General features: G+C 39.7%; 22 protein-coding genes. 8 read left to right on the top strand and 14 right to left on the bottom strand.

The genetic code is table 11. From position 1 onward, the window contains the following. Positions 1-225: 225 nt before the first annotated feature. From RMX98_RS07390 to rppA, 3 genes are all read right to left on the bottom strand, one after another. Entirely contained in the window at positions 226-537 is a 312-nt protein-coding gene (locus RMX98_RS07390; RefSeq protein WP_322677310.1) for a helix-turn-helix transcriptional regulator, read from the bottom strand. Further along, positions 530-928: a type II toxin-antitoxin system RelE/ParE family toxin gene (locus RMX98_RS07385; protein ID WP_322677309.1), complete on the bottom strand. Its 399-nt coding sequence runs from the start codon at positions 926-928 to the stop codon at positions 530-532. Before RMX98_RS07385 ends, RMX98_RS07390 begins: the two co-directional genes overlap by 8 nt. Before the next feature lie 74 nt (positions 929-1002). Continuing rightward, positions 1003-1707, bottom strand: a complete 705-nt coding sequence (rppA, locus tag RMX98_RS07380) for a two-component system response regulator RppA (RefSeq protein WP_322677493.1) — start codon at positions 1705-1707, stop codon at positions 1003-1005. 76 nt (positions 1708-1783) lie between these two features. Here rppA and hisG point away from each other — a divergent pair, with 76 nt between their 5' ends. Beyond that, positions 1784-2428 (top strand): ATP phosphoribosyltransferase, encoded by a 645-nt coding sequence (gene hisG, locus RMX98_RS07375; protein WP_322677308.1) that lies wholly within the window; start codon positions 1784-1786, stop codon positions 2426-2428. A gap of 1036 nt (positions 2429-3464) precedes the next feature. Next, positions 3465-3896 carry a hypothetical protein gene (locus RMX98_RS07370; protein WP_322677307.1) on the top strand — a complete coding sequence of 144 codons (432 nt, stop codon included), beginning with the start codon at positions 3465-3467 and terminating at the stop codon, positions 3894-3896. A gap of 121 nt (positions 3897-4017) precedes the next feature. Here RMX98_RS07370 and RMX98_RS07365 read toward each other — a convergent pair whose 3' ends face one another. Then, the gene (locus tag RMX98_RS07365) at positions 4018-6966 is read right to left on the bottom strand and encodes a hypothetical protein (protein ID WP_322677306.1); all 2949 of its coding nucleotides are present in this window, start codon (positions 6964-6966) and stop codon (positions 4018-4020) included. Between the two features lie 366 nt (positions 6967-7332). On the opposite strand from RMX98_RS07365, the gene RMX98_RS07360 reads away from it, so the two are divergent. Together RMX98_RS07360 and RMX98_RS07355 are read left to right on the top strand one after the other, a co-directional pair. Beyond that, a complete protein-coding gene (locus RMX98_RS07360) occupies positions 7333-8817 on the top strand; it encodes a HAMP domain-containing sensor histidine kinase (RefSeq protein ID WP_322677305.1) in 1485 nt (494 codons plus the stop codon). 514 nt (positions 8818-9331) lie between these two features. After that, complete coding sequence (locus RMX98_RS07355) at positions 9332-10051, top strand: hypothetical protein (protein WP_322677304.1); 720 nt, start codon at positions 9332-9334, stop codon at positions 10049-10051. A 108-nt stretch (positions 10052-10159) separates the two neighbouring features. On the opposite strand, the gene RMX98_RS07350 is transcribed toward RMX98_RS07355, so the two are convergent. Next, positions 10160-11242 (bottom strand): tetratricopeptide repeat protein, encoded by a 1083-nt coding sequence (locus RMX98_RS07350; RefSeq protein ID WP_322677303.1) that lies wholly within the window; start codon positions 11240-11242, stop codon positions 10160-10162. 95 nt (positions 11243-11337) lie between these two features. Then, positions 11338-11967, bottom strand: coding sequence for a sigma-70 family RNA polymerase sigma factor (locus RMX98_RS07345; protein ID WP_322677302.1), 630 nt, complete (start codon positions 11965-11967; stop codon positions 11338-11340). Positions 11968-12299: 332 nt separating this feature from the next. Between RMX98_RS07345 and RMX98_RS07340 the strand changes: the two genes are divergently transcribed. Then, a complete protein-coding gene (locus RMX98_RS07340) occupies positions 12300-12896 on the top strand; it encodes a glyoxalase-like domain protein (RefSeq protein WP_322677301.1) in 597 nt (198 codons plus the stop codon). A gap of 281 nt (positions 12897-13177) precedes the next feature. Here RMX98_RS07340 and RMX98_RS07335 read toward each other — a convergent pair whose 3' ends face one another. The 3 genes from RMX98_RS07335 to RMX98_RS07325 all read right to left on the bottom strand — a co-directional run bounded on the left by RMX98_RS07335 (position 13178) and on the right by RMX98_RS07325 (position 17544). Continuing rightward, positions 13178-16225 carry a CHAT domain-containing tetratricopeptide repeat protein gene (locus tag RMX98_RS07335; RefSeq protein ID WP_322677300.1) on the bottom strand — a complete coding sequence of 1016 codons (3048 nt, stop codon included), beginning with the start codon at positions 16223-16225 and terminating at the stop codon, positions 13178-13180. 210 nt (positions 16226-16435) lie between these two features. Beyond that, on the bottom strand, positions 16436-17140 hold the full coding sequence (locus RMX98_RS07330) for a helix-turn-helix domain-containing protein (protein ID WP_322677299.1): 705 nt from the start codon (positions 17138-17140) through the stop codon (positions 16436-16438). Continuing rightward, entirely contained in the window at positions 17137-17544 is a 408-nt protein-coding gene (locus RMX98_RS07325; protein WP_322677298.1) for a type II toxin-antitoxin system RelE/ParE family toxin, read from the bottom strand. The genes RMX98_RS07330 and RMX98_RS07325 overlap by 4 nt, the downstream gene beginning before the upstream one ends. A 311-nt stretch (positions 17545-17855) precedes the next feature. On the opposite strand from RMX98_RS07325, the gene RMX98_RS07320 reads away from it, so the two are divergent. Further along, positions 17856-18422 carry a Uma2 family endonuclease gene (locus RMX98_RS07320; RefSeq protein ID WP_322677297.1) on the top strand — a complete coding sequence of 189 codons (567 nt, stop codon included), beginning with the start codon at positions 17856-17858 and terminating at the stop codon, positions 18420-18422. 37 nt (positions 18423-18459) lie between these two features. Here the strand turns inward: RMX98_RS07320 and RMX98_RS07315 are convergent, their stop codons facing one another. The 5 genes from RMX98_RS07315 to pstS all read right to left on the bottom strand — a co-directional run bounded on the left by RMX98_RS07315 (position 18460) and on the right by pstS (position 22902). Next, entirely contained in the window at positions 18460-18741 is a 282-nt protein-coding gene (locus RMX98_RS07315; RefSeq protein ID WP_322677492.1) for a hypothetical protein, read from the bottom strand. 123 nt (positions 18742-18864) lie between these two features. Next, positions 18865-19671: a phosphate ABC transporter ATP-binding protein PstB gene (gene pstB / locus RMX98_RS07310; protein ID WP_322677296.1), complete on the bottom strand. Its 807-nt coding sequence runs from the start codon at positions 19669-19671 to the stop codon at positions 18865-18867. A gap of 56 nt (positions 19672-19727) precedes the next feature. Beyond that, a complete protein-coding gene (pstA, locus tag RMX98_RS07305; protein ID WP_322677295.1) occupies positions 19728-20609 on the bottom strand; it encodes a phosphate ABC transporter permease PstA in 882 nt (293 codons plus the stop codon). 19 nt (positions 20610-20628) lie between these two features. Next, positions 20629-21579 (bottom strand): phosphate ABC transporter permease subunit PstC, encoded by a 951-nt coding sequence (gene pstC / locus RMX98_RS07300; RefSeq protein WP_322677294.1) that lies wholly within the window; start codon positions 21577-21579, stop codon positions 20629-20631. Positions 21580-21720: 141 nt separating this feature from the next. Continuing rightward, positions 21721-22902, bottom strand: a complete 1182-nt coding sequence (gene pstS, locus RMX98_RS07295) for a phosphate ABC transporter substrate-binding protein PstS (protein ID WP_322677293.1) — start codon at positions 22900-22902, stop codon at positions 21721-21723. Positions 22903-23615: 713 nt separating this feature from the next. Between pstS and RMX98_RS07290 the strand changes: the two genes are divergently transcribed. Both RMX98_RS07290 and lspA read left to right on the top strand, forming a co-directional pair. Beyond that, positions 23616-24203 (top strand): biotin transporter BioY, encoded by a 588-nt coding sequence (locus tag RMX98_RS07290; protein ID WP_322677292.1) that lies wholly within the window; start codon positions 23616-23618, stop codon positions 24201-24203. Between the two features lie 94 nt (positions 24204-24297). Further along, positions 24298-24774 carry a signal peptidase II gene (lspA, locus tag RMX98_RS07285; protein WP_322677291.1) on the top strand — a complete coding sequence of 159 codons (477 nt, stop codon included), beginning with the start codon at positions 24298-24300 and terminating at the stop codon, positions 24772-24774. Positions 24775-24874: the final 100 nt, after the last annotated feature.

Here is a 24874-nt window from a genome sequence, read left to right as displayed (position 1 = left end):
GAGACAAATTTACGTCATCAATGCAAGCCTTACCCACTTTAAACTTGCAATTATTGCTGTTGATATAGCTTGTAACTTTCACTGTTACTTTTAAGCTTAACGCTCTTTGAGTACAAGCTTCACAGCCCTGATGACAGTAATTTGGTATCACGACAAATAAAAAGTCACTGTACAAAAACTCACATCAGAAAATTAGGCTGATTTGGCGTTGTCACCTATATGTCATTATGCGCTTTGTTCATGTTCCAATGGAGTCAAATGAATCACTACCCGTTGATTAAGAGCCTGAGCGATTTTTTGGAGTATTGACAGAGAGTGTCCCTCGTAATCAGCATCTTCCAGCCGTGCAATCACAGGCTGTTTTGTGCCAACAAGTTCAGCCAGTTGTTTCTGTGTTAACCCTGCTTTTGTTCTAGCTTCATAAATCAACTGTGCCACTTCTGCATTGATTGAAGCTTCTGCCACCATTGCCTCAAGCTCAGGGTCGCTGCTAGTCATTTTGTCAATGATTTTTATAGCATCGCTAGTCTTAACCATCCTCTTGCTCCTCTACGTGGGTGTGAACTTCTGGGTTTTCTTCAAATAAAAGCTTTCGAGCGATCGCCCGTTCAATATCAATTGGTGGTACAGATGCTTCTTCTTTTGTGATAGCGTGAGCGAGAATTGCCACATTTTGACCATGAAAGAAGTACAGAATGCGATATTGCACACGGATATGCTTTGCCCGAAGCTCATATATGCCATCGCGCAAGTAATCAGCAGCCGGGCGACGGAGTTCGTAGCCTGAAGCCGCAAGTTGTTTGATTCGAGCAACACAGTTTGCATAACCTTTGCGGTCTTCTTTCAAAAGTCGTGTCAGCCATTCAAGGACAGGAACTTCCCCTTCCTCTTCCTCTTCTTGGTAGAAAACAATACGGGTTTCAGGCACAGCATCCCCTTTTACTATAACAATATTGTTATAGTAGGCAATAAACGAAACGAAACCTGTTTCGTTACCAATGCTTATCCGTTAGTAACTGACTCCACAGATGAAGCACCAAAACGATAGCCTTTACCATAAACTGTGTGAATCAGCGTAGTTTCCTTACCTACCTCAATCTTACGCCGCAGTAAACGAATTAATGCCGCAATCACATTGCTACTGGGTTCTTCCTCTTGCCACAAATTTTGCATAATCTGGGCATGAGTTAATAGCTGTCCAGTGTGTTCCATAAAGTATTGCAACAACTGGCTTTCTTTCTGCGATAGCTCAATTATTCTTCCTTGGCGATAAGCTACTTGATTGTCACAATCGAGTTCTAAATCAGCGACAGTCAGTCGTCCGGTGGTAGTTTCATAGATTTGAGAACCGGAACGACGCAATAAAGCGCGGACTCTGGCTAGTAACTCTCGCAGTTCAAAAGGTTTAACCAAGTAGTCATCCGCACCAGCATCTAAACCTTCTACGCGGTCATCAAGAGTATCTTTAGCTGTGAGAAACAGCACGGGAGTGGTTTTGCTTTGGCGTCGCAATTCCTGACAAATCTCTAACCCCGTTTTTCCTGGCAGCATCCAATCTAAAATAAGTAGGTCATAACTACCTGCTTGTGCAAGTTCGCTGCCAGATGTCCCATCATAAGCGGCATCTACAGCGTAACCCTCACGAGTTAACAAGCGACTCAAGGGTTGAGTTAGTTCGATTTCATCATCAACTAATAAAATTCTCATACTGCTTGTGGTAAGCATAGAGAGATATTCTCAATATTATTCAACTGTCGGAACGCCAAGGATACTAAGAAAAAGAATGCTGACTGTTGCATTGCCAAAAGGGGAACTACTTAAAAATAGCATCCGCTTGCTACAAGCTGTGGGATTAGATTTTAGTGCTTTTTTAGATTCAGGAACTCGCCAACTTCAAATTCCTGATACCAAGGGAATTGCGAAAGCTTTACTAGTGCGCGCGCAGGATGTACCTGTTTATGTGGAATATGGTCAGGCACAACTGGGGATTGTCGGTTACGATGTGCTGCGAGAGAAGCAGCCGCAAGTTGCCCACTTGGTAGATTTACAGTTCGGTGATTGTCGGATGTCTGTGGCGGTAAAAGCATCTAGTTCTTATGCATCGCCTTTAGATTTACCACCGCATGGTAGAGTTGCTTCAAAATATGTCAATTGCGCTCGTGAATATTTCCACAGTCTCGATTTGCCTGTGGAAATAGTGCCATTGTATGGTTCAGTAGAACTAGGCCCAATTACTGGAATGTCAGAAGCGATCGTGGATTTGGTTTCTACAGGGCGGACTTTGCGCGAAAATGGTTTGATTGAAATCGCTACCTTGTATGAAAGCACAGCGCGGTTGATTGCCCATCCTTTGAGTTACCGCCTGAACACAGGTAATTTGAATGATGTGATTGCCAAGCTTCGGGAGACGGTGTTGGTAAAGGTTTAATACAATTTGTAATTCATACTCATGCGATCGCTAACATTACGAAAACAGTAAGTACAGCGTAAATAATTGAAGATTTATAGTCTACCGTTTTGGGTAGACAAACTACGCATAACCTACTTTGATTTATGCTCACCTACTTACTTAACTCGTTATTTAAGGAAATCAGATTAAATCTGAGTTTCCTTTTCTTTTATCTTTAGCCTTATTTTGAAGAATTGCCGACGTTGTAGAGAAAGCAAGATGATTTGGCAACTTCAAAAATTCCGCCCGACTTCCCCCGCTCACCTCAATTCATACCACTGCCGAATTGCCTCTATCTTGTGTTCTACACGAAACGTAGCAGCTTCCCCTATATAGGACTCATATTTGATTGCGTGAAAAAAACTCAGTACAACTCACAATACTTTTCGGTTAAGGGGGAAAGGGGAAAGGGGAAAGGGAAAGGTTTTAATTCACCTTTACCCTTTAACCTTTTCCCAGACCAAAAGAGAAATTGTTAGGCTTATCCGAAAAGTATTGGTACAACTCAAAGAGGCTTCTTGACTGTTGCCTATTGCCTATTGCCTGTTGCCTGTTGCCTGTTGCCTATTGCCTATTGCCTATTGCCTATTGCCTATTGCCTATTGCCTATTGCCTCCTACGCAAATAAGTATGGCTACGCCACGCTACGCGAACAAGAATCAAATCAGATTACTATACAAAGATTAAATTTTATTCTTTAACCCCTCAGCAAATGCAATCAAAGCGTTGGTAAATTGCCATTCGGCTCCTCATCATCTCTTTACATAGCTTTAGTGATATCAATATAAACACTGAAACACCGACAGAAAAATGGCTAGAGCGTTTGCGTAACAATACGAACCCTAAAAATGTTCATTTTTAACAAAATGCTCATAGCAAGAGTTATATATTTTTATTTGTATAAAGAAATAAAAAAATTACGCCTTTACGTTTCCTGGTCGAGGTTAAGTCTGCATCCCTAAGCAACATCTGGGAACGAGTCTAAGGCGAAAAAGTATAAGGAGTTAATAAAATTATGAATACTTTATCTAAGAAATTATCTACAATTCTTCGAGGAAGTATTTGTTTATTCAGTTTAGTGAGTGTAGGAAATTTTTTAGCCGCGCCAGCAAATGCACAACAAGCTACTGCTCGTGGTGCTGTTAGTTTGATTAGACCTTCTGGGGCTTTTCTCAGTGTCAGTGGTGAGGTGATTTTACCTTCTGGCTCATACTTTGACGGTGGCTTAACAATTACACCTAAATACGGGGGGGTAATAGGCGGAAATGACGAAACTATAACTAGTCTGACTATAACTCCTGGAGTAGTTAAAACTACTACAGTATCTAACCCAAATTCATTTATTGATACAACAGCGAATTTCTTAAATAATGGTGCATCAATTGAAGATATGACAACTATAATCCGAGCAGGCACTGCTAATAATGGCTTGGGTGCTTTAGATTAGATAGTGACTTACCAATTGAAAGACTTAGACTTCCAACTTTTCAGATTGGCAATCTTGATATTCAATGAAATAGAGATGTTGCAATGCAACATCTCTATTTTGGTGCGTTACATTAATACCATCAAAATCGATAACCACCTTGAACCTTAAGGTCAAATCCATTTTCACCTGTACCAATTTGAGTTTCGATAAACACACCATTATCTGGAAAATTGTGCCTCACAATGATTCCATAGTTGAAACCAGAAACTCGGCTGCCTAAACCCACATTATTAACACTATAATTTTTTAGATAAACACCGCCAGAAATATTTTTGCTGACTCTGTGTAATCCTTGAAATTCAAAGAAAAATTCTTTGCCTATTTCCAGGTTTGCCTTCAAATTTAAACCATGACTAGTACTAAATTCACCATTGAAAAGACCTAAAAATTCACCATTGCCATTATCCTGAATAAAAGCGATCGCAGGAGCTAAGGAAAAACCAAAATTTCTTTCTTGATGCTGAAAGTAATAACTTAAATAAGTAGAAAAAGGATTATTTTTATTAGAGGCACTATTCCAACTCAGTCTAAAATAGGGTACATGAGTATTAATAGCTACGGGCTTTTTAGCTGAATTGAACCGTACATCAGTTTTAATATAGTTGAGGAGTATATTAGTATAAATACCTAAAGTTGGTTCTTCTATTCCTAAATTATTATTGGAAACGCCTGGTGCTGAGTTTGCATCTACATTAAACCACGTTCCTAAATTGGCACTATAGTTAAAATTTCCAGAAGTACCTGCTGCTAATAACTCAACTGTAGGTAAAGATAGATAACCGTTAAAATTATTAAAATTAACACCTATTTTATCAACTCTAGTGAGTTCCATATAATCGAATGCTAAATCAGCTGCTCGTACCTGGAGCGGTACTATCGTAGTATCTGCTGAATTATATTTTTGTACAAATTGTTGCCCTTGGGGGTTTGTTAAAATTACTTCTACAGCAGAGGATTCGTTAACAGGAATAATGGAAGTATCATTTAAAGGAATTGGGACACCAATGTAAGTTAAAGGGCCAAATTTTTTATTAGAGAGCCTAAGATCGGAAAAGAAAGTATCACCTTCATCTAAAATAGAAATATTTCTTTCAAGAAACTGAACTGCTCGTTTGTGGTTTCCCGTTCTTACTTGCAAAATACTAGATTTCTTAGGAGTAACTTGACTAGGAAGTGTATAAGTTCCAGATACCTGCTCTAGTCCACTGGATGAATTAGCATAGGATAAAGTACGATTCAGTCTGTTATTTATTTGTCTTCTTTGGTCAGCAGTAGCAGGTGTATTTAAAGGAGTAAAACCTTCTCCATTTTTTAACTTTTGTCTAGCTTCTTCTAAACCTTGTTGAATATTATCAATTTTAATAGCTTCAAAAACTTCACCTAATAGCAAACCTAATGTAGAGTTAACTGATTGTATAGCATCAATGCTAATATCGCTGAATTTAGCTGTTAGAGATAATCCGGGAGCAGAAAAAATATTCGTGTAAGTAGCTTTAGCAACAACTGGGTCATATTGAATTAAGGTGCGATTATGAGGATGGCTAACATAAACTCTGTGCCAATCAGAAGTTTCTTCAGTTTCAGATAGTGTCTTAAATACAGGTTGTCTTCTTCCTAAAGATAGCCATTGTAAAGAGTTAAGATAATGAAAGTCTTTCTCCGGTTGAGAAAGAAAAGGATTTACTGCTACGTTTAACAAATCAAAGTTATCAAATTTTCCCAGTTGAGCAACCTTAATACCTGGAAATGAAGAGATAGGAGCATTAAAACCAAAACCTTCTCCTGTCAAAATATCTCCCCAGAAGATGCCAGAAGCTTCTAAAGCGCTTTTAGGAATAATTGCACCTTCCTGGAGTTGGACATTTCCACCATCTAGTAAAGGTTGTAAATTCGTAGTTGGAAAGCCTTGCAGAATCTTGGGAGCATTAATAGCATCTAAAGCTTGAAATAAAGCTTGTCCACCATCAACACTCAAGGTAGAGCCACTACCAATAAGTGCAGCAGGATTTTTGAGAACTGTTACATTACGATTGTTTAAGTCAATTCCACTATTAATAACAACTCTGCCAGCAGGTACACCTTCAGGATTTACTACTTGTCCTGCTATTGAAGTTACAGAAAAATTTTCAGTACCAACTTCTCCAGCTAAACTCTGAAAATCTGTAGGTATGGCAAACAGGGTTTGCAATCCCCAAAATGCCTGTTGAGAGGTAACATTTTGGGTAATATAAGTATTAGTGTGTCTTCCTTGATAGATGATACCGGCTTGGGAGCCTTTAGTTTCAACTACTACTCTATTGTTGTCGAGAACCCAGTAAAACTGATCGTCCTTAGGAAATTTAGCATAAGTAAATTTATCAATAATCTGATTTTCTCCAGAAAATTTTATACTTATGTCCGTATCTATATAATTTTCATCTTCATTTGGCTTAAATAATTCCGTGGAAAAAGTAAGATTATCTGTTGGGTTAACAATCCAAGGATATTTATTGGCACTAAGCGTAAGAGCATCAATAATTATTTGTTTTTGTTTTTGCTGTTGTTCTTTTTTTGAACGACGTAGTTTTTCTATTAGTATCTGTTGTGTTGTTGTATGTGGTTTAGTTATATTTGGTTTAGTTATAGTTGGTTTAGTCTCTTCTTCGCCTTGATCGGGTGGTTTAGGAGGTTCTACTTTATATTGTTCAATTGGAATAATATCAGCTATGGTGAATTCAGATAACTGTTTACTTTTATGCAAGTTATATCTAGCATTTTTTAAAGTTTTTTTTAACAAAACTTGACTTAGTGAGTTATTTACTTTATCCAAATTATACGAATTATTAGTATTTATCTTGTCTTTTACATCTAAAAATATATTATTTTGTCTGTCAATTTGTAAAGCGATCGCAGGAAAATGAATTAGGATTATTTTGAAAAAAATTGTTGAGTATAAAAACCAAAATGAAATTATTTTTATATTTTTTTTGAATCTTATTGGTGAGATTCTTACAATTTTTGGAGTTGAAATTTTACAGGTTTTCACCATATAAATATGCTAATTGTTTAAGCAATAATAGAAATAAAAACTTGATTATTGAAAATTGAATATTACGTTATTGAACTCCAAAAATAAATTTTTAATTATCAAAAACTTTTAATCTTTTCTTGATTTATTAAAATATATTCAAAAATGGTTTTGGTTAATTTAATGTAGGTAGCCAAAGAAAATTGATTTTCTTCTTTTGTTTATAAAAAATAAAAGAGTATTAAGCAGATTTACTGCAACAAGAGTCTAATTCTTCAGAACGAATTAGACCTCAGCAAAATCACCAGAGCAATAAAAATGATTTACTTTTTAGCCGTATAAACACGTAATGTGAAGATATTCAATCAAAAAATTAGGTGAAAAAATATGTTTCAGGCTACTCGCCGCCGTCTTGCAATTTGGTATACTGCCGTCACTGCTGTATTACTACTACTGTTTGCCAGTGGCGTTTATTTATACGTCCGTAGTACACTGATAGAGCGGATTGACGATACCCTTAACCATGTAGTGGAAATAGTGGAGCGTTGTCTCACAACCAGCCGTTGTGCATCTACGTTAATATTTGAGCCAATTAATCTTGATGCAGATAAATTTCGTATTAATGTAGAAGCTAGTTTTCGTGATAATACTGACTCTGTAGAAGATGACCACATCGACCTAGAATGGTTTAGCCCGACTGGTGAATTACTTTGGTCAACGTTATCTGAACCCCTAAATATTCCCATTCGTGCTAACCGCACTGGTGAAACTGTGCGCGTAGTCAAGGGAAAAAGTGAAAATTCAAAATTCCTAACTTCCCGTTCCTCCTTATCCCCAGAGGCGACCCCACGTTCCCCACTCTTATTGCGACAAGTCACCCAACGGGTGGAAGTGGGACGGCAAGTATTAGGATATCTGCGCGTTAGTCATCCCTGGTTTGAAGTCACTAAACCCAGTCGTCAGTTAATTTTTGATTTAGCGCTAGGTATTGGGTTAATGGTGCTTTCGGTAGGCGCAAGTGGCTGGTTTCTTTCGGGTAAAGCGATGGAACCTGTAGGTGAGTCTTATCAACGCCTCAAACAATTTACTGCTGATGCTTCCCACGAACTTAGAAGTCCCATTACTTTGATTCAAACTAATGTGCAAGTTGCTCTTGCTGACTTGGATTTAGCAGAGACAGAAACGACTACTTCTATGCAGTATCGGCAACAATTAAAGGTGGTGGAACGGTTAACGCAGCGTTTGGGTAAGTTAGTCAATGACTTACTCTTCTTAGCACGCCAGGATAGTGGTATTAACAAAGATACGTTTTCACCTTGTCCACTGGATGCTTTGCTGATGGAGGTTGTTGAAGAACAACAATTGTTAGTTCCTGAAAAAGAAATCGCTCTTTCTCTGGACTTAGTTGATCCTCCTGCCTTTGAAACTAGCCCCGAATTACTGGAAAATTGGTTTACCCTTGTGGGCAATTGGGATCAACTGGTGCGGCTGTTCACAAATTTAATTGCTAACGCCTTGCATTACACTCCAGCAGGTGGACGGGTGAAAGTGGAATTGGCGCGGATAGAGGGAATAAATCGCGTTTCTGGGCTACGTAACACCAATGCTCATCTGCAAGTTAAGGTAAGTGATACCGGAATTGGAATTCCAGCGTCAGCGCTACCACGCTTGTTTGACCGTTTTTATCGGGTAGATCCGGCACGTACTCATCGGACTGGGAATACAGCTACAGCCAGCGCGACTGGTTCAGGGTTAGGATTAGCGATCGCTCAAGCTATTGTCGAACATCACCAGGGTCATATTCAAGTTGAAAGTACCCAAGGCTTTGGCACGACATTTACTGTGACTCTACCGATAACTCTTGAGTCTTAATTCGACAAGAAATTTTTGCTTCTTGTGATAGAGGTAGAAAGATAAACAAATTTACTACTTTCTATAATACATAGTTGCAATATTTAGCTATTAATTTAATTGCTACAGTTTGATATTTCTACTCTTATTTCTTTACTTGAGTAGTTATCATAGCTCATTATTAGACCTCTTGGCATTTGTGCTTTTTGCAAGAGGGGGAAAAGGGGTTCATGTTAAAGGGGAAGGGGACAATACAGAACCTTTTCACCTTCCCCCTTACCCTTTTCCCGACAAATGCCAAGAAGTCTATTATTTTGTTAATGTTGGGATTATTCACTAATAATTTCAATATTCATCCTTAAGAATGAATATTGAAATTATTTACTAGTCTCTGGTTAGATGCAAAAAATAGACCGAATTAATAAAATAATAGTCGTAATCTATTGAGAGATTGAAGCATAACTTTTTATCAAAATATGCTGTTTATAAATTATTGAAAAAAATAATTCTGATGTTTTTCTTCTAGGAGTCAATCATGAATATGAAATCTCAAAAATTTCGCAAATCTGCTGAGTTATTTGGCGCACTTTGCGGAGGATTGCTGATTAGCCTGCCAGCAATTCCTCAAGTAGTCGCACAAGAATCTACTCCCAAAATTAATCCTTGTCCTCGTATTTTCTACGAAGAACCACATAACAGTCAGGTTGTAGTTCCACAAGGATGTCCTCCCAACGCGCTAACACAAAGGCTAGCTGCTCAAGGGCTTCTTCCAGTACCAGCTACCCCATCACAAGAGCAAATAAGATTGGGTGTCGGCGGTGAAAGTCCAGAACCAGGTGTCACACAACCACGCCCAGCCCCTGTAGCTCAAACTCAACAGCCCTCATCAAGCGCGGTTTCCACTGACCAAGAACAACTCCTGCAACCACGGCAAACCCCAAATGCGACGATCGCACTTGCTAATGGTACAGTTAATGTCACATTGACGAATAATACTGCGGCTAATGTAACTTTCCAAGTAATTGGCGATACAGCACCGCGATCGCTAGCAGGTAAGTCAAGTGTCACACTGCAAGGTCTAAAAGCACCAGTAACAGTGACATTTGAACGAGAAGATGGCGGACAATTGATAGTAACTCCACAAGCTTCTTCAGAGGCAGGAAATTTAGAAGTTACATTTAAGGAAGCCACGAATGCAGCACAAGGTAGAAGTGCTATGAGAATTGAACGAAACGGTTCAGTGTTCCTAAATTAGTAGGGACAAAACGTGGGTTAAATTTTATCAGACTTACGCAAAACAGTAGGGGCAATTCATGAATTACCCCTACTTTTAACGATGCAAAAGATTTCCGGTATCTTTGTGCTACTTCCTCTGAAGCATTTTAGTTAGCTGATCTAGCAATTGCACTTCTTGTTTGCTGTCTTGCAATGTCCGCGCCAATATAATCGCCCTTTCGTAAAAATTCCGGGCAGTTAAGTAATTACCTTGTTGCTTATATAACTGAGCGTAAGATTCAAAAGATTTTAATTCTTCTCGCAAATTTTGCAATTCCTTAGCGAGTGCTAAACGTTGCTCTAGTAAATCAAAAGCCCGTTCGTAACGTCCTACAGCAGTGTGAGCTGTAACTAAACCGTCAATTGCGCGTAATTCATTAGTGCGATCGCGATTAGTTTTAGCTGTTTGCATTGCTTCACCATAAGTAGCAATGGTATCTTGATAATTTCCAGATGCTAAATAAGCATCACCTAAATTATTCAGGGTATTTGCTTCACCGATGGCATCGCCAGTCTGACGGCGGAAAGTTAAAGCATTTTCGTACAGTTTAATCGCCTTGTTGTAATCTCCCAATCTGGCTGCGACTAGTCCCAAATTACTCAAAGATAATCCTTCACCTTCAATATTTTTGACACCATCAGCAATCGCGAGTGCATCTTCAACTATTTTACCAGCAGCAGCAAATTCGCCTTGTTGCAGCATAAATGTACCGATATTATTCAGCACAAAAATCTGAGCTTGGAAGTCTTTAGTATCACGAGCGATCGCTAATCCTCGTCTTAAAGCATCTTCCGCCTCTTTTGAACTACCAAGCTGAACGTAAGCTTTCGCAAGCAAATTGTACGTCATACCTTGTGCTTTCAAGTCGCCAATGGAATGATATAGTTCTAATGCCCGTAAGCAAGACGCAATTGTTTTGTCGGCATGTCCTGAAGTGTATTGTTGTTCAGCAATACGCAACAAACCGTCTGCTTCATCTCTTGATTGTCGCCCAACGGAACTATTTAAAGGGCGGTGGAGTTGTTGCGTAATATCAACTGCACCCGCAGCTAGAGGACTAAATAAAAAAGTAAACAGTAAAAAGCTCTGTAAAAGTATCTGGGGACGAGAAATTGGAGCTACACAAATTAAGCCTACCTTTTGCCAGGGAAATACAAGCCGTTGTTTCATAAAAATTACCCGTATTGCGGGTTTAAGTAGAAGGTCTAAGAAGAAGTTTTAAGTTTTTAAATTGAAGACATTTATTATACGCGTTTATACTTAAGCTATGATTGAGCAGAATCTTCCCCAAAGTATATAGCGCGGATATCTGTGGGCAATTTGTCCTCTAGCATACGATAGCCTTCTTGGAGAAAATTGGCTACTTCAGTAGGGGCGATCGCTTCTCCTTCAGCTTGGAGGTAGGCAGCGATTCTAGTTTCGCTCCAGTGGAAAGTTTGAGCCATTAGCACGATTAATCGCAAAACTGGTGGTAGTTGGTCTAACGCCTGTTCTACATAGCACCATAGCGGCGGCGAAGTCGCTTGCAGAGAATAATGAATTGCTTCTGTGGGTGGTAGCTTAATCTCATTAATACAGAAGGCTGTCATATTAATTAACCAATTTTGCATGGTTAAGGCTTCCTCGCCTGATTCAGAGCCGATTAAATTTAGTCCACCGAGTTCATAGTAGATATGCCGCCAGGTGAGGGCAAACAGATAATCTGCTTGCACAGGCGATCGCGCCGAATGCCGAATTAAGGTATAGACTATGGGACTATAGCGGCAAAAAATCACTGTAAAGTACTTTCCAGCGTCTGGATAGCGCTGAAACAGAGTCAGTAGTTCATGGTCACTGTGATGGAATAGTGACTTCACTAGCGGGTGATTAGCTTCGGGAAAATGAGGAATTTGCACAAGTCTTTGAGTTGATAGTTGTTAAAATAGTTTTGGGAATTGCACTCCCCTAGTAGTCTGCCAACCCAAAATTGTTAAGTGAAGGCTGGGAAAAGGGGAAAGGTTAAAGGTTAAAGGTTAAAGGAGTAAACATCTTTTCCCTTTCCCCCTTGCCCTTTACCCCGCCAAGGAAACTTGGCGAACTACTAGTTAATCGCATAATATCTTGGTGTTGCTCAGTTTGTAGATGAGACTAAGACTACTTGAGTATTGATAAACTAGAAACAAGGACTTAATTTTAGTCTTAATCGACAGTCATAAAATCAACTCCCTTATAGAATCCTTATTTGTTCATGGTTATAGCAGTTAGTGTCATATCGTTCCTGCTCAGTCCCCTTACTTTAGGCTCCTTTCTGCCTTCCCTGCCCTTAGATAGCCTCTTCTCCACCCAAGGCATTATGGTAATGCTGCTAGCAGCTTATGCTGGTGCTATGTGGATGTTTCTCACCAGTGCCCCAAAAGTACACACTGTAATGGTGTCAGATTTGGAGATTGCCCGACAGTTGTATGAAGGACTGCTAGATTTGCCAGCAGCTGAGGTGCCATTGCACTACTACTACAATTACGAACAAACTATAGGCGCAACTGGCGTTGATCCACTATATATGTCTACTGGGCCAAGCTTGTCTAGTAAAATGATGAATAATGCCAGCGAAGGGCTGTGGTATCAATTGAAGAAAAACACCCAGCTACACGTCATTACTGGCGCGAGTTTAGGTAGCAAAAATCAGCAACGCCACGTTTGTTTTGACCACGACTGCCTGGAAATGATTTTAATGCGAGTCGAAACGCGCGGTTTGAAATTCAAGATTCGTAACCACAAACCCCTGAATTTTTTGGTCAAGGACTATGAAGGACGGGTTATCGAAGTGGCTGAGGTAGCGAATTAGTCATTAGATTTTAGATGATTTTATATTGTGTGGTGCGTAGCTTGCCGTCGTAGGCATCGCGCCACACAATATTTTTTTAGTAATTAGGCGTAAATAAATTAAAGTTTATAGTAAGAATTTTAGTCGTAACAAATCTTGCTATGAGCGATTCATCGCTCACTACGAACAGTAGACCTCTTGCAAAAGTGCTTTTTGCAAGAGGTGGGAAAAGGTTAAAGGGGAAAGGGAAAATACCAAACCTTTCCCCCAAAAGGGCGAGTAATTACCTTAATATTATTTTCTCACCGTAAACCGTGGCAAATAAAAGCAGCCCAGTAATGAGGAGCGGAAAAGGGAAATTGTTGAGTAGAGTTTTCGATTTCTTTAATTCGTCTGTTCAATTTGGCATACATATTATATTCGCCCTTCCATTGTTGGTATTCGATAGAATCTAAAGAATATTTTTTTCTATTTACTATCAGTTCTTTTTCCCTTGCTTCTACTTCATGGAATATTTTATTAAGGTCTACTTTTTTAAATTCCTTTAGCTTAATTTGGGCTTGGTGTAAAGCTTCAGGACGGTTTCTACCTTCTTGTCGCTGCTGGTAGTAAAAAATGGAAAATAGTGCTGTAGCTAAATCATTGACTGACCATAGAGTACTAACTATACTTCTAGCACCAGCACACAAAAAACCTGTAGAGAGAGTAAGAATATCATCAGTTAGAGAAGGAGTACCTAAATTAGTTTCGCAGCAAGACAGAAATACTTCTACAAGTTGAGGTAAACGCCAGCTTGGTGTCATCAACTGCCCCAAGGTGATGCTACCATCAGCTAATTTTAACTGTGATTCTAAGGGATTATCGAGGCGAGATTGGGCATGGTGACAGGAATGAAATACTTGAACTTGTTGTGCTAATTGTCGATAGTTCTTGGAAGTGGCTTGACTGCTACCAATTAATCTATTTTCTGGTGGAATGTTATACATTTGGGCGAGTTGTTCGCCTTCAAATCTGGCACAGGGAAGGTTATCTTCGGCATCTTCCACAGTTCCATATTGTAAAGATGTTCCATTAAATGTTTCTACATTGTTGCGTTGTTGACAAAATTCTAAAATTTGGCAGCTTGGGGTATAACGAATCAGAAATTTATCTCCTAAATATTCCTGATATTCTCCTGTGGGCAAAGCAGCAAAGGGAATCTGATGTAGTAATAAATGAGGAACTAAAATTAATTCTTCTATTCCTTGAAGATGTTGAAAAATGAGTTCAGGTATTTGCAGCCGTTCAGCTAGTTCGCACAGAATACTGTTAATTTGAGTTTCCCATTTTTTGGAATCATTTATATAAGGCAATAACCAATTCTGCATAATCCAACCTTGCAACGTATCTAATCCTTGTCCTGTGCAGGTGTGGAGAGTAATTTGGTTTTGTTGCACGGCAAAAATATGAGTGTCGCTGTTGGTGGTATAGAAGCTGACAATAGCTGTATTTGATTGGTCAATTAGTTTTTGAATTTCTGATAACTTGAGGGGGTTAACTTGAATTTCTCCAGCTAACACCCGATCTTCGCGTCTGATATTTTCCCAAACTTGTTGTTTTTGTCTTTCTAAAGTGGCGATCGCTTCATTATAAGCTTCCCATACAGCGCGTGTTTCACCGCGATTATTTTGCGATTTATGCCGTTGGCGTTCTTGCTCAATTTGCTGTTGCAGTTGTTCGTATTGCTGCAATAATTCTTGAACTTTTGGGGGGATTTCTTCGCCTTGAGAGAGGTTGTAGCTTGCCATTAAGTCTAAAAGAAGTTTGGAGCGCGATCGTTCTGAATATTCAAAAGCTTTTTCTATTTGTCCAGCATTGATGCAAGCTTGCACCATGTTGTGATAAACATCAATAGCTTCCTCTAAAATTTCCTGACGGCGTGATTCGGATTTTGCCCAAGTACGGATTTGTTCAACAGAATCAATAGCTTTAGTGTAGCCTTTTATAGCTTCATTCCATAATTTAATAGCAAAGGCTATGTTTGCTAATTTTCTTGAACCTTTCAAACATTCTTGAGGAAGAGAAATAGGGGTATAAATTTCTAAACCTAATCGGAAACACTCGATAGCTTCATCTATTTTTCCTTGTAGTAGATAAGTGTTACCCAAACTAAATTGAGTCATTGCCCAATCCGCTGGAAATTCTTTCCTTATAAATATTTGTAAAGCTAAATGATAAGCCTGAATAGCTGCTTTCAAATCTTGTGTATGTTTCTCTTGATTTGAATCACTGTAGAGATTACCCAAGTTATATTGGAGTGAAGCCCAATCGGCTGGAAACGCTTCTCTTGTAAAGACTTGCAAAGCTGATTTGTAACTCTTCATAGCAGCTTGCAAATTATGTATCCGGTTTCCATGCAATCGTTGACGATATGCAATAGCGAGACTTATTTGAGTTTTAGCCCATAATTCTGGGAAATCTTGCTGTGTGTATACTTGTAAAGCTGCTTCGCAAGCCTTAATAGCTGCTTCTAAATTTTGTTTGCCATCTCCTTTAATACGACGAACGTATGTACTACTTAAATTAAACTTAGTTTTAGCCCATTCTTGGGGTAATTCTTCCAAGGTACGAAATTGTAAAGCCAATTCATAAGCTTCGATAGCTGCTTCTATATTATCCGCTTGGTCTCCCTTAATGCGTTGCTCGTAGGCACTACCCAAATTATCTTGAGTACTAGCCCATTTTTCAGGAAATCTCTCTCTAGTGCGGACTTTTAATGCTAATTTGTAGGCATTGATTGCTAATTCCAGATTTTCTGCTCTATTACCCAGTATCCGCTCATTGTAAGCAGTACCAAGATTATTTATTATTGTTGCCCACTCTTCTGGAAATGATTCCTGTGTAAAGACTTTTAAGGCTAATTGGTAAGCCTCGATAGCAGCCTCTAAATTTTCTGATCGGTTTCCTTTAATCCTATCGCAGTAAACATTAGCAAGGTTAGTTTGCAACACAGCCCAATGTTCTATATGCCACTGCTGTGAGGAAGCTTCTCTTGTGAAAACAGTTAGTGCCATCTTGTTCCCTGTGAGGGCAATCTCTAAATTGGTTGCTCTGCTGCCAAATGGAAAAGACTGGATTAGTATGCTGAACTCAGAGATCACCAATGCAATCTCTTTTGCCCTTGATGGTTCGACTTTAAACAGTTCATCTGTTGCCCAAATTTGCAGTACTTGAGCAAAATTGTCATCTAGTTTTTCTAAGTTATTTAGGAGCAGGGAGTATAATGCTTGTGAGTTGCCCCAATTTACCGAGATTGTATTCAATATTTTAAATAAAAAATTGAAATAGGATTTTATTCGTTGTTTGTCCATTCCTGAATTACTCACTCTAAATTTTGGCACAGCAAGCCAGTAGCACTATGCTGTAGATCAAGCAAGCTAGTTAGTTGTAGTGAGAACTGGACTTATAGCACCTTTTTAGAGATTTTTCACAGCTTGAAGTACATTACCTACCACTAACACACATTGCTTGAGAGCAATTTGCTCAATATCAAATTAATCGACTTAACTTTTATTGTCATCCTAAATATCTGCCAATTTTTCTAGCAATTCTTCAGCTAAATCCAACAACTCAATTTCATCAACTTCATCACTACTTCCACGATTACTTTCTCCACACGCCACATTAGCAGCCAAAACATTTTTCACAGCAAAAATTCTATCTTCTTCAGATAGACTCAAACATTTTTCCAACTCAGCCGCAACCTCTTGGATTGTCCTTGAACCTAAACGCGCTCTTACTTTCACCGCTACCGAATCGTCACTTTCGAGCAGTTTTACTAAAGCTGTTCTCAGTTCATTATCCTCGTCAGAAAACTTCTCAACGGCGACACGCACATATTCCCGTACACTCATGTTTGCCGCCAATGCTTTTTGGAAAACTACATCTGGTACATCTACCAGCAACACACCTTCGTTATCACTAGCTTGATATAAGTCATCCCCTTGTTTGACAGCTACCAGCAAATCTGCACCCAAGGTATGTAAATAGTGCAACACCGATTCCAATTCATGTTCCTTTAAGGGCGACTCCAACTTGGACACAGCCGCTTGCTTGACTCCCAGTTTTTGCGCTAGCTGTGCCTGAGTCAATCCTGCTTTATTACGTATTTCCCGCATAGCATCGGTAAGATATAGGCGCAGATACTCTAACTTTCCCGCCAAAATCACCTCTGGTTCGTCGCTTACCTTCTGCTGCAACCAAGCTTGAAAATTAGGCTTTTTCATGACTTTTCCCTCTGCTGCAATTCACGCAATCTCACTCTTGCAGCCTCTTTGTCTCTATCTTTAATAGCGTTGTCGTATTTCTTCATAAAGGCGTGCAGCACAACAAATCGCTGAGGAGTTGCAGCCGTTAAAATAAACCTTGGATTATGTTCGCTCTTGGTCATACGTAATTCATACAGATCATCTTCGAGTTTCTCAAAGATGGCACTGCTGAGTGATGCGAGTCCTTTATTACACAGGTAGCCAAGGTTAACTTGCAAACGCCTGGTTTCGGAAGGACTCAGTAATGGCTTTGGTGGATTTTCTGGTTGTTCCTCTTCAGGAATCATCCTAATGAAAAAAGCAAGCAAATCTTTGGGGATTTCCCCATTGATATCTTGATAAAGTTCCCAAGTCCAATTCACTTGCTACCTCAAAGTATAATATTCCTTACAACGAATGTCAATTGCATTATTCTCTTAAAGGAATATTGTATAGATTACGGGAGTGCAACTAAGATAATAAAACATTGAGTCATAAAAATGGTGCGTTAGACAAAGCCTATATAGCGCTTCTGAGTTGAGTTCACCCCCAACTCTTCCCTACTAGCGTTGGAGAGTAAGATTCAAAGCCTAAAAGGAGAGAGGTTAAACTGTATTGCATACAAACAAAAAACGCTATAACGTTCAATTTCCACCCAGGCTAAAATAGGTAAATCCCCTAACAGAGATGATTTATGAACCAGCCGATATCTGAGAGAGTGCGCTGGACTACTGCCGATTTAGAGTTGTTTCCAGATAACGGGAATCGCTATGAAATTATCGACGGAGAATTGTTTGTGACTAAAGCGCCCCACTGGAAGCATCAAAAAACTTGTGTCAGAATTAGCACTTCTTTGGATAACTGGTCACAAACTACTGGTCTGGGAGAAGTTGTGGCTGCTCCAGGAATAATTTTTGGCGATAATGATAATGTTATTCCCGATGTTGTCTGGGCTAGTAACGAGAGATTGCCTTTACTTTTAGACGAGGCGGGGCATTTGACTGGTGCGCCAGAACTGGTTGTAGAGGTGTTATCTGCTGGTAGTGAAAATGAAAAGCGGGATAGAGAACTAAAACTTAAGCTCTACTCATCACGAGGTGTCAGAGAATATTGGATTGTAGATTGGCGTAAGCAAGAGGTGGAAGTATATAGACGCGAACAAGCGAGTTTAAAGTTAGTTGCTACGTTATTCAATGGTGATGAATTAAGTTCATCTATATTGCCTGATTTTAGTTGTGCGATCGCACAACTATTTAATTAATAAAATTACGAATTACGAATTACGAATTACGAATTAGTTAATTGTGTTGTAAAAACTCAACTTTTGGCAATAACGGGTCACTTACAATACCCACACCGCTAAAACCCCAACGCTTGAGCAAGTTTCCCAACTGTGTACGCGCAATAGATTCCACAGCAAAGCGATTTGCCACTTCTGCTGCGTGGGTGTTGAGATAGCTAAGGGCGTCAAAGTTTTCTTGAAACAGCAATAAATAGCCCGATGTTTCAGCATCAGGACGAGCGATGAGGTAATTACCGTCAGTTTTTGAACGCACTAAGTAATAGACTTCAGACAGCATGGAGATGACGTTTGTTTGAGAGGAAAAAAGTCCTTCAAATAAAAAAAACATAGAGGAATATCGTACAACTTTAATTTCCGAGTATCCCTCATTGCTTTAATATCAACAATGTAAAATAAATATTTATCCAAATTTGCCACTGACGTAATCTCTGGTATCTTCCTGCTGAGGATTGTTGAAAATTACTTCTGTTGCATCATACTCTACCATGTAGCCGCTACGAGTTCCTGTTTCTGAAGTCCGAACATTAAAAAAGGCTGTCTTATCAGAAACACGCGCTGCTTGCTGCATGTTATGAGTGACGATGACAATAGTATATTGCTCTTTAAGGTCGTGAATCAGTTCTTCAACACGCAAGGTGGAAATAGGGTCAAGAGCGGAGCAAGGTTCATCCATCAGTATAATTTCAGGTTGTACTGCGATCGCCCGCGCAATACATAACCGTTGTTGTTGTCCACCAGATAAAGACGAGCCACTTTGCTGTAGTTTATCTTTGACTTCATCCCACAAAGCTGCTTTTCTGAGACTGCTTTCTACCAATTCATCAAAATTACCTTTATAGCCGTTGATTTTGGCTCCAAAAGTAATATTGTCATAAATTGACTTGGGAAATGGGTTTGGTCTTTGAAATACCATCCCAATTCTCCGACGCACTTCTACAGGATCGATGTCGGATGCATACAAATTTTTATCATAAAAAAGTATTTTACCTTCTGCCCGAAATGACTCAATCAGGTCATTGAGACGGTTATAGCAGCGCAACAACGTACTTTTACCACAACCAGAAGGGCCGATAAAAGCAGTCACCTGATTTTTCGGTATATCTAGCCAAATATTCTGTAAAGCTAAAAACTTGCCGTAGTAAACGTTGAGATTTTCAGTGCGTAAAACGGTATCAGTGTCATTCACTGTCCTAGTATTGGTAGCCATAAATTAAATCTAGTGTTTGTTTAAGCGATGGGATTTGCACTGTGATTGGTTGTTTACTAAACTTTTTTGCGAGTTGCCCAGCGAGCAATGATACTTGTGATTAGAACCATCAATACCAAAATCAAAGATGCTGCCCAAGCTAGAGATTGCCAATTTTTAAACGGAGAAATGGCATATTTATAAACCAAGACAGCCAGAGAAGCTGTCGGTTGAAATAAGCTATCTGGCCAAAAGTTAGAAAATAAAGCAGTAAATAGCAAAGGTGCGGTTTCTCCAGATGCTCTGGCGATCGCTAGCGTTGCCCCAGTTACAATAGCTGGTAAAGCTGCTGGTAAGACTACTTGACTCACCGTTTGAAAGTTAGTTGCTCCCAATCCTACAGATGCTTGTCGCAAATCTTGCGATACTAACTGCAACGCTTCATCAGTGGTTCGCAGAATAATGGGCAACATCAAGATTGCCAGTGCAAACCCTCCACCCAGAGCTGAATATGATCCTAAGTTCAATTTTACCAGTGTTAAAACTACAATTCCATAGGCAAATACCCCAGCAATAATTGAGGGGACTCCACTCAGGACGTTAGCCGCAAAACGTACCCATCTAGCTACTTTCGCCGAACTAAATTCTGTGATGTAAATTGCCCCCAAAACTCCAAAGGGGATACTAATCAAGGCGGCAATTCCTACCATCAGCAGCGTGCCTAAGATTGCATTCCCAAAGCCTCCTCCCTTTTGGAGAGCTTTGGGTGGCAGTTCCACAAACACGCCCAGATTCAGACTGCTAAAGCCTTTAATAATCACATAAGAGAGTACTGCTAGCAAAGGTAAAAGTGCCAATACTCCGCAAATAAAAGCGACTACGGTCATCACTGTATTAAACAGTGTCCTCTGAGACATGGGGGAGCGAGTTAAACTGCGCTCTGGAAAATTAGAAGTCATAATTTAACCAAAAACTAAGCTATATTCGCTTGACTCTCAGAACGATCAACTCTGCCAGAATATTGACTACCAGTGTCAAGAAAAATAGAACTAAAGCCGCATACATTAAAGCGGCAACTTGCAAACCACTAGCTTCTGAGAATTGATTTGCCAGTAAAGAAGAAATCGTATTAGCTGGTGCTAAAAGAGAAAGACTGATGTTGTTGGAGTTGCCAATTAACATCGTTACAGCCATTGTTTCTCCCATTGCCCGGCCCAGTCCCAGCATCACAGCACTAACTATGCCTGAAAAAGCTGCTGGGATGAGAACTTGCAAAATTGTTTCCCAGCGCGTTGCTCCTAGCCCTATAGAGGCTTGACGTAAACTGGGGGGTACAGAAATCAAGGCATCGCGGGATAAGGCTGTGATGATGGGCAAAGTCATAATCGCTAATATGACTCCCGCCGGTAACATTCCTGGCCCTGTAGGAGAAGTGCTAAAAAATGGCAGCCAGCCAAAGTAACCATTGAGCCATTTTCCCAAGTTGGTTAAGATTGGCACCAAAACGAAAATACCCCACACGCCGTAGACAACGCTGGGAATAGCTGCGAGCAGTTCTACTGCAAAAACCAGTACCAGTCTTACTTTAGCGGGCAAAAAATCCTCGCTTAATACAACAGCAGTCCCAACTCCAATTGGTACTGCAATCAGCAGACCAATAAAAGAACTTAAGAGAGTTCCATAGATTTGAGGTAGCACCCCATAGCTATCATTAACCGGGTTCCAAGTGGTGTTGGCTAAAAAGCTAGCACCAAATTTTTGGATGGCAGGCCAAGCACCAATTGCAACTTGCCACCCGATCCATAATAAAGTACCAGCAACCCCAAAGGCGAAAATTTTAGTCAGCCAAATAAAACCCCGATCTAGGGATTTTTCTGCGCCAGAGCGATTTTTCATCGCCGATGACAGATTTTGAGAATTTGTAGTCATGAATACCGACTTTCACAATAAAATCAGAGAAAAATATGGGAGGCAACCAGATTAATAAAATTGTCGCCTCATCATCTATTTAAACTGACACAACAGTAGCTTTGTGTTCAAAATTACTATTGAATAGACCTGTTTGATTGCTTACTTGCTAGCGCTATTACCACTGGCAACAGAGATTTTGTACTCTGGACTGATTTGGTCAGCCGCCGCAGCTACCTTGGTGATGACGTTTTCGGGCAGGGGAACATACCCTAGCGCACTAGCCTGCTTCTGACCATCAGTTAAAGCGTATTCGATCGCAGCTTCAATTGCTTTAGCTTTTGCCGCATTGGGATATTTCTTGTAAGCCAAAATCCAGGTATAAGTGACGATGGGATAGGAATCAGCCCCTTCGGGATCGGAAATGAAGGAGCGGAGATTTGCAGGTAGAGGTACTGATGCGAGAGTTTTAGAGGCTGATTCCTCACTAGCTACAACAAACTTACCACCTTTGTTTTCCAAGGCAGCAAACTTGAGACTATTTTGTTTGGCATAGCCGTACTCTACATAACCAATGGAACCTGGAGTTTGTTGGATTTGGGCGGTAACACCCTCATTACCCTTAGCACCTACTCCCTTAGGCCAGTTGACAGTTTTGCCCTCACCAACTTTAGTCTTCCACTCTGGGCTAATAGCACTGAGGTGTTTTGTAAAAACACCCGTAGTTCCGCTACCATCGGAACGATAAACAACCGTGATTGGCTCTTTCGGAAGCTTTGCACCTGGGTTAGCCTTAGTAATTTGGGCATCATCCCAAGATGTGATTTTGCCTAGTAGAATATCAGCGTAAACGGCTCGTGGGAGCTTGAGTTCTGGAACATCAGGCAAGTTGTAAGCCAGCACGATACTACCAGCAGTCACAGGCAGTAAGAGAACACCCTTATCAGCTGGTACTTTCTGGATTTCTTCATCCTTCATTGCCACATCGCTAGCACCAAAGTCTACGGTGCCTTTGATAAATTGCTCAACTCCAGAACCGCTACCAACTGATGCATAGTCAACTTGCAGATTGGGATATTTTTTGTTTAAATCTGTGAACCAGGTATCGTACAGTGGTGCTGGAAAAGACGCACCAGCTCCACTTAACTTTATGGTTCCACCAAGGTCTAATTTAGCTGTGCTAGAGGCAGTAGTATCTGTAGCAGTGCCAGAAGACGTATCCTTACTGGCTGTACTATCTGGAGTTTGCTGTCCGCCACAACCTACTAGGCTGATTGTCAGTGCTAACACTGAAATTGAACCTGTGAGGCGATGAGTTTTTGTTGCACTAAGACGTGAGAGCATCGCTATCAATTTTTTAGTAACTTTTCAGGTGAGCGTTTCTAACATACTCCTAAAGGACAGCAATAAAGATTAATAATAGGTTAATAGAACAAAAAATGCTTGTTTTTTTTTGATGAAGAACAAACCCTTATTTTTAGTTCTGTTTGATAAATTTTATACTCTTAATTGATTTTAAAGTTACATATAGCACTAGGTTAAGCGGATTACACGTATTTACAAAACTTTATTATTAAAGTAAATTCATTGGCTCAGTTGTGAAAAAATTTTAATATAGAATAGTGCTTTTGCTTTGCATACAATACATTCATACCTCTCTCCTAAAAGGATAAAGGCTGTGAATCTTATTTCACTTCTTAGGGAAGTGGCTGTTCTTGTTAAGTCTGTATTAGACTCAACTGAGAAACACTATAAATATTAAGCACTTTGTAGCTCAATTTAGGCAATTATCTGAAAAAATAGTATAAATACCAAGCTAAATAATATAGATTTTACTATATTTTAGGTCAAATACCAGAATTCAGAACACGCCTCAGTCAATAAAATTAGACAATAGACACCTAAGCTGCAATTCGTAAAACTGAAAAATTACATACCAAAAAGGCAAAAGAAAATATGCTAGTTCTTAAGATGTCAGCACAAATTTCATTTCTATATTAATGAATATACTAGTTGCTGTTGGATTTCCCTTTTGCTTTTCCTTGGTTGCCTGATAAATGTTTGCTGCTTCCAATCAATTACTATGGTCTATGATTGGCTTACTCCTGACAATGGGTGGCACCTTCCTAGAAGTTTATGGCATCACCTTACCTTGGACTTGGAGTCAGCACGGAATTCAGACTTTTTCTTTAGGTGTCACTTTTCAAATTGGCGCAGTATTGTTGGTGGGTTGTTTAGGGGGCAAAAATGCAGGTGCGCTCTCGCAAATTGCCTATTTAGTCATGGGGTTAACCTTACTACCAGTATTTGCTGATGGCGGCGGTATTGGTTATGTCAAGCTATCTCAGTTTGGCTATCTACTAGGCTTTATTCCTGGAGCTTGGATTTGTGGCTTGTTCGCCTTTAAAGCTAGACCTCGACTAGAAACTCTTGCCTTTAGTTGCATCTGTGGCTTGTTAACTCTCCACATCTGCGGTATTACTTATTTGATTATTAGCTATCTTTTTCAGTGGAAAGGTACAGAAAATCTACCCTTGATGCAAGCAATCCTTAAATACTCGTGGTTTGCACTACCAGGTCAGCTAACTGTGGTCTGTGCAGTTACTGTAATAGCATATATATTGCGTCACTTAATGTTTTATTAGTTCATTGCCTTTCGTCCTTTGTCATTTGTCAAAAGCTCATGACCAATGACCAATGACTAATGACCAACGACCAACGACCAATGACTAATTCGCCATGCATTTAAAAAATCGTCTTTTCTGGATCGCTGCCTTCATCGCTTTTTTCTTAGACCAAATAACAAAGTACTGGATAGTGCAAACCTTTAGCTTGGGACAGACACTACCACTTTTACCTGGGATATTTCACTTTACCTATGTGACTAACACTGGTGCCGCTTTCAGTCTGTTAAGTGGGAAAGTAGAGTGGTTGCGCTGGCTATCTTTAGGAGTGAGTTTGGTATTGATAGCCTTGGCCTTGTTTGGTCCAACGTTAAATTTGTGGGATCAGTTAGGCTATGGCTTAATTTTAGGTGGAGCTATGGGTAACGGTATTGATCGTTTTGTTTTAGGCTATGTCGTTGATTTTCTTGATTTTCGTTTGATTAACTTTGCTGTATTTAATGTGGCAGATTCATTTATTAGTATCGGTATTGTTTGCTTGTTAATTGCTTCGTTGCAAAAAACACCGACTTCAACTGGGAGATCGCATTAAACTATTAAGCCTGGGATGATTAGTCCCAGGCTATTGATTTAGTCAAACCCTTGCTTAGTCTTATATGCGAAGACTTTATCTATAAGGTTTCAGTGATTTT

This window comes from Nostoc sp. DedQUE02 (genome assembly GCF_034531035.1).
Lineage (GTDB): Bacteria > Cyanobacteriota > Cyanobacteriia > Cyanobacteriales > Nostocaceae > Nostoc.
Note: the sequence above shows the minus strand (reverse complement) of the source record. Positions and strands in the feature narration are given on the sequence as shown.

Coding starts and splice junctions, on each gene's coding strand:
- RMX98_RS07355 (WP_322677304.1), top strand. CDS start 9,332: ATGAATATGAAATCTCAAAAATTTCGCAAATCTGCTGAGTTATTTGGC.
- RMX98_RS07365 (WP_322677306.1), bottom strand. CDS start 6,966: ATGGTGAAAACCTGTAAAATTTCAACTCCAAAAATTGTAAGAATCTCA.
- RMX98_RS07335 (WP_322677300.1), bottom strand. CDS start 16,225: ATGGACAAACAACGAATAAAATCCTATTTCAATTTTTTATTTAAAATA.
- RMX98_RS07360 (WP_322677305.1), top strand. CDS start 7,333: ATGTTTCAGGCTACTCGCCGCCGTCTTGCAATTTGGTATACTGCCGTC.
- hisG (WP_322677308.1), top strand. CDS start 1,784: ATGCTGACTGTTGCATTGCCAAAAGGGGAACTACTTAAAAATAGCATC.
- RMX98_RS07330 (WP_322677299.1), bottom strand. CDS start 17,140: ATGAAAAAGCCTAATTTTCAAGCTTGGTTGCAGCAGAAGGTAAGCGAC.
- RMX98_RS07315 (WP_322677492.1), bottom strand. CDS start 18,741: ATGCTGTCTGAAGTCTATTACTTAGTGCGTTCAAAAACTGACGGTAAT.
- lspA (WP_322677291.1), top strand. CDS start 24,298: ATGCATTTAAAAAATCGTCTTTTCTGGATCGCTGCCTTCATCGCTTTT.
- pstB (WP_322677296.1), bottom strand. CDS start 19,671: ATGGCTACCAATACTAGGACAGTGAATGACACTGATACCGTTTTACGC.
- pstA (WP_322677295.1), bottom strand. CDS start 20,609: ATGACTTCTAATTTTCCAGAGCGCAGTTTAACTCGCTCCCCCATGTCT.
- pstS (WP_322677293.1), bottom strand. CDS start 22,902: ATGCTCTCACGTCTTAGTGCAACAAAAACTCATCGCCTCACAGGTTCA.
- RMX98_RS07350 (WP_322677303.1), bottom strand. CDS start 11,242: ATGAAACAACGGCTTGTATTTCCCTGGCAAAAGGTAGGCTTAATTTGT.
- RMX98_RS07290 (WP_322677292.1), top strand. CDS start 23,616: ATGTTTGCTGCTTCCAATCAATTACTATGGTCTATGATTGGCTTACTC.
- RMX98_RS07370 (WP_322677307.1), top strand. CDS start 3,465: ATGAATACTTTATCTAAGAAATTATCTACAATTCTTCGAGGAAGTATT.
- RMX98_RS07340 (WP_322677301.1), top strand. CDS start 12,300: ATGGTTATAGCAGTTAGTGTCATATCGTTCCTGCTCAGTCCCCTTACT.
- RMX98_RS07390 (WP_322677310.1), bottom strand. CDS start 537: ATGGTTAAGACTAGCGATGCTATAAAAATCATTGACAAAATGACTAGC.
- pstC (WP_322677294.1), bottom strand. CDS start 21,579: ATGACTACAAATTCTCAAAATCTGTCATCGGCGATGAAAAATCGCTCT.
- rppA (WP_322677493.1), bottom strand. CDS start 1,707: ATGAGAATTTTATTAGTTGATGATGAAATCGAACTAACTCAACCCTTG.
- RMX98_RS07320 (WP_322677297.1), top strand. CDS start 17,856: ATGAACCAGCCGATATCTGAGAGAGTGCGCTGGACTACTGCCGATTTA.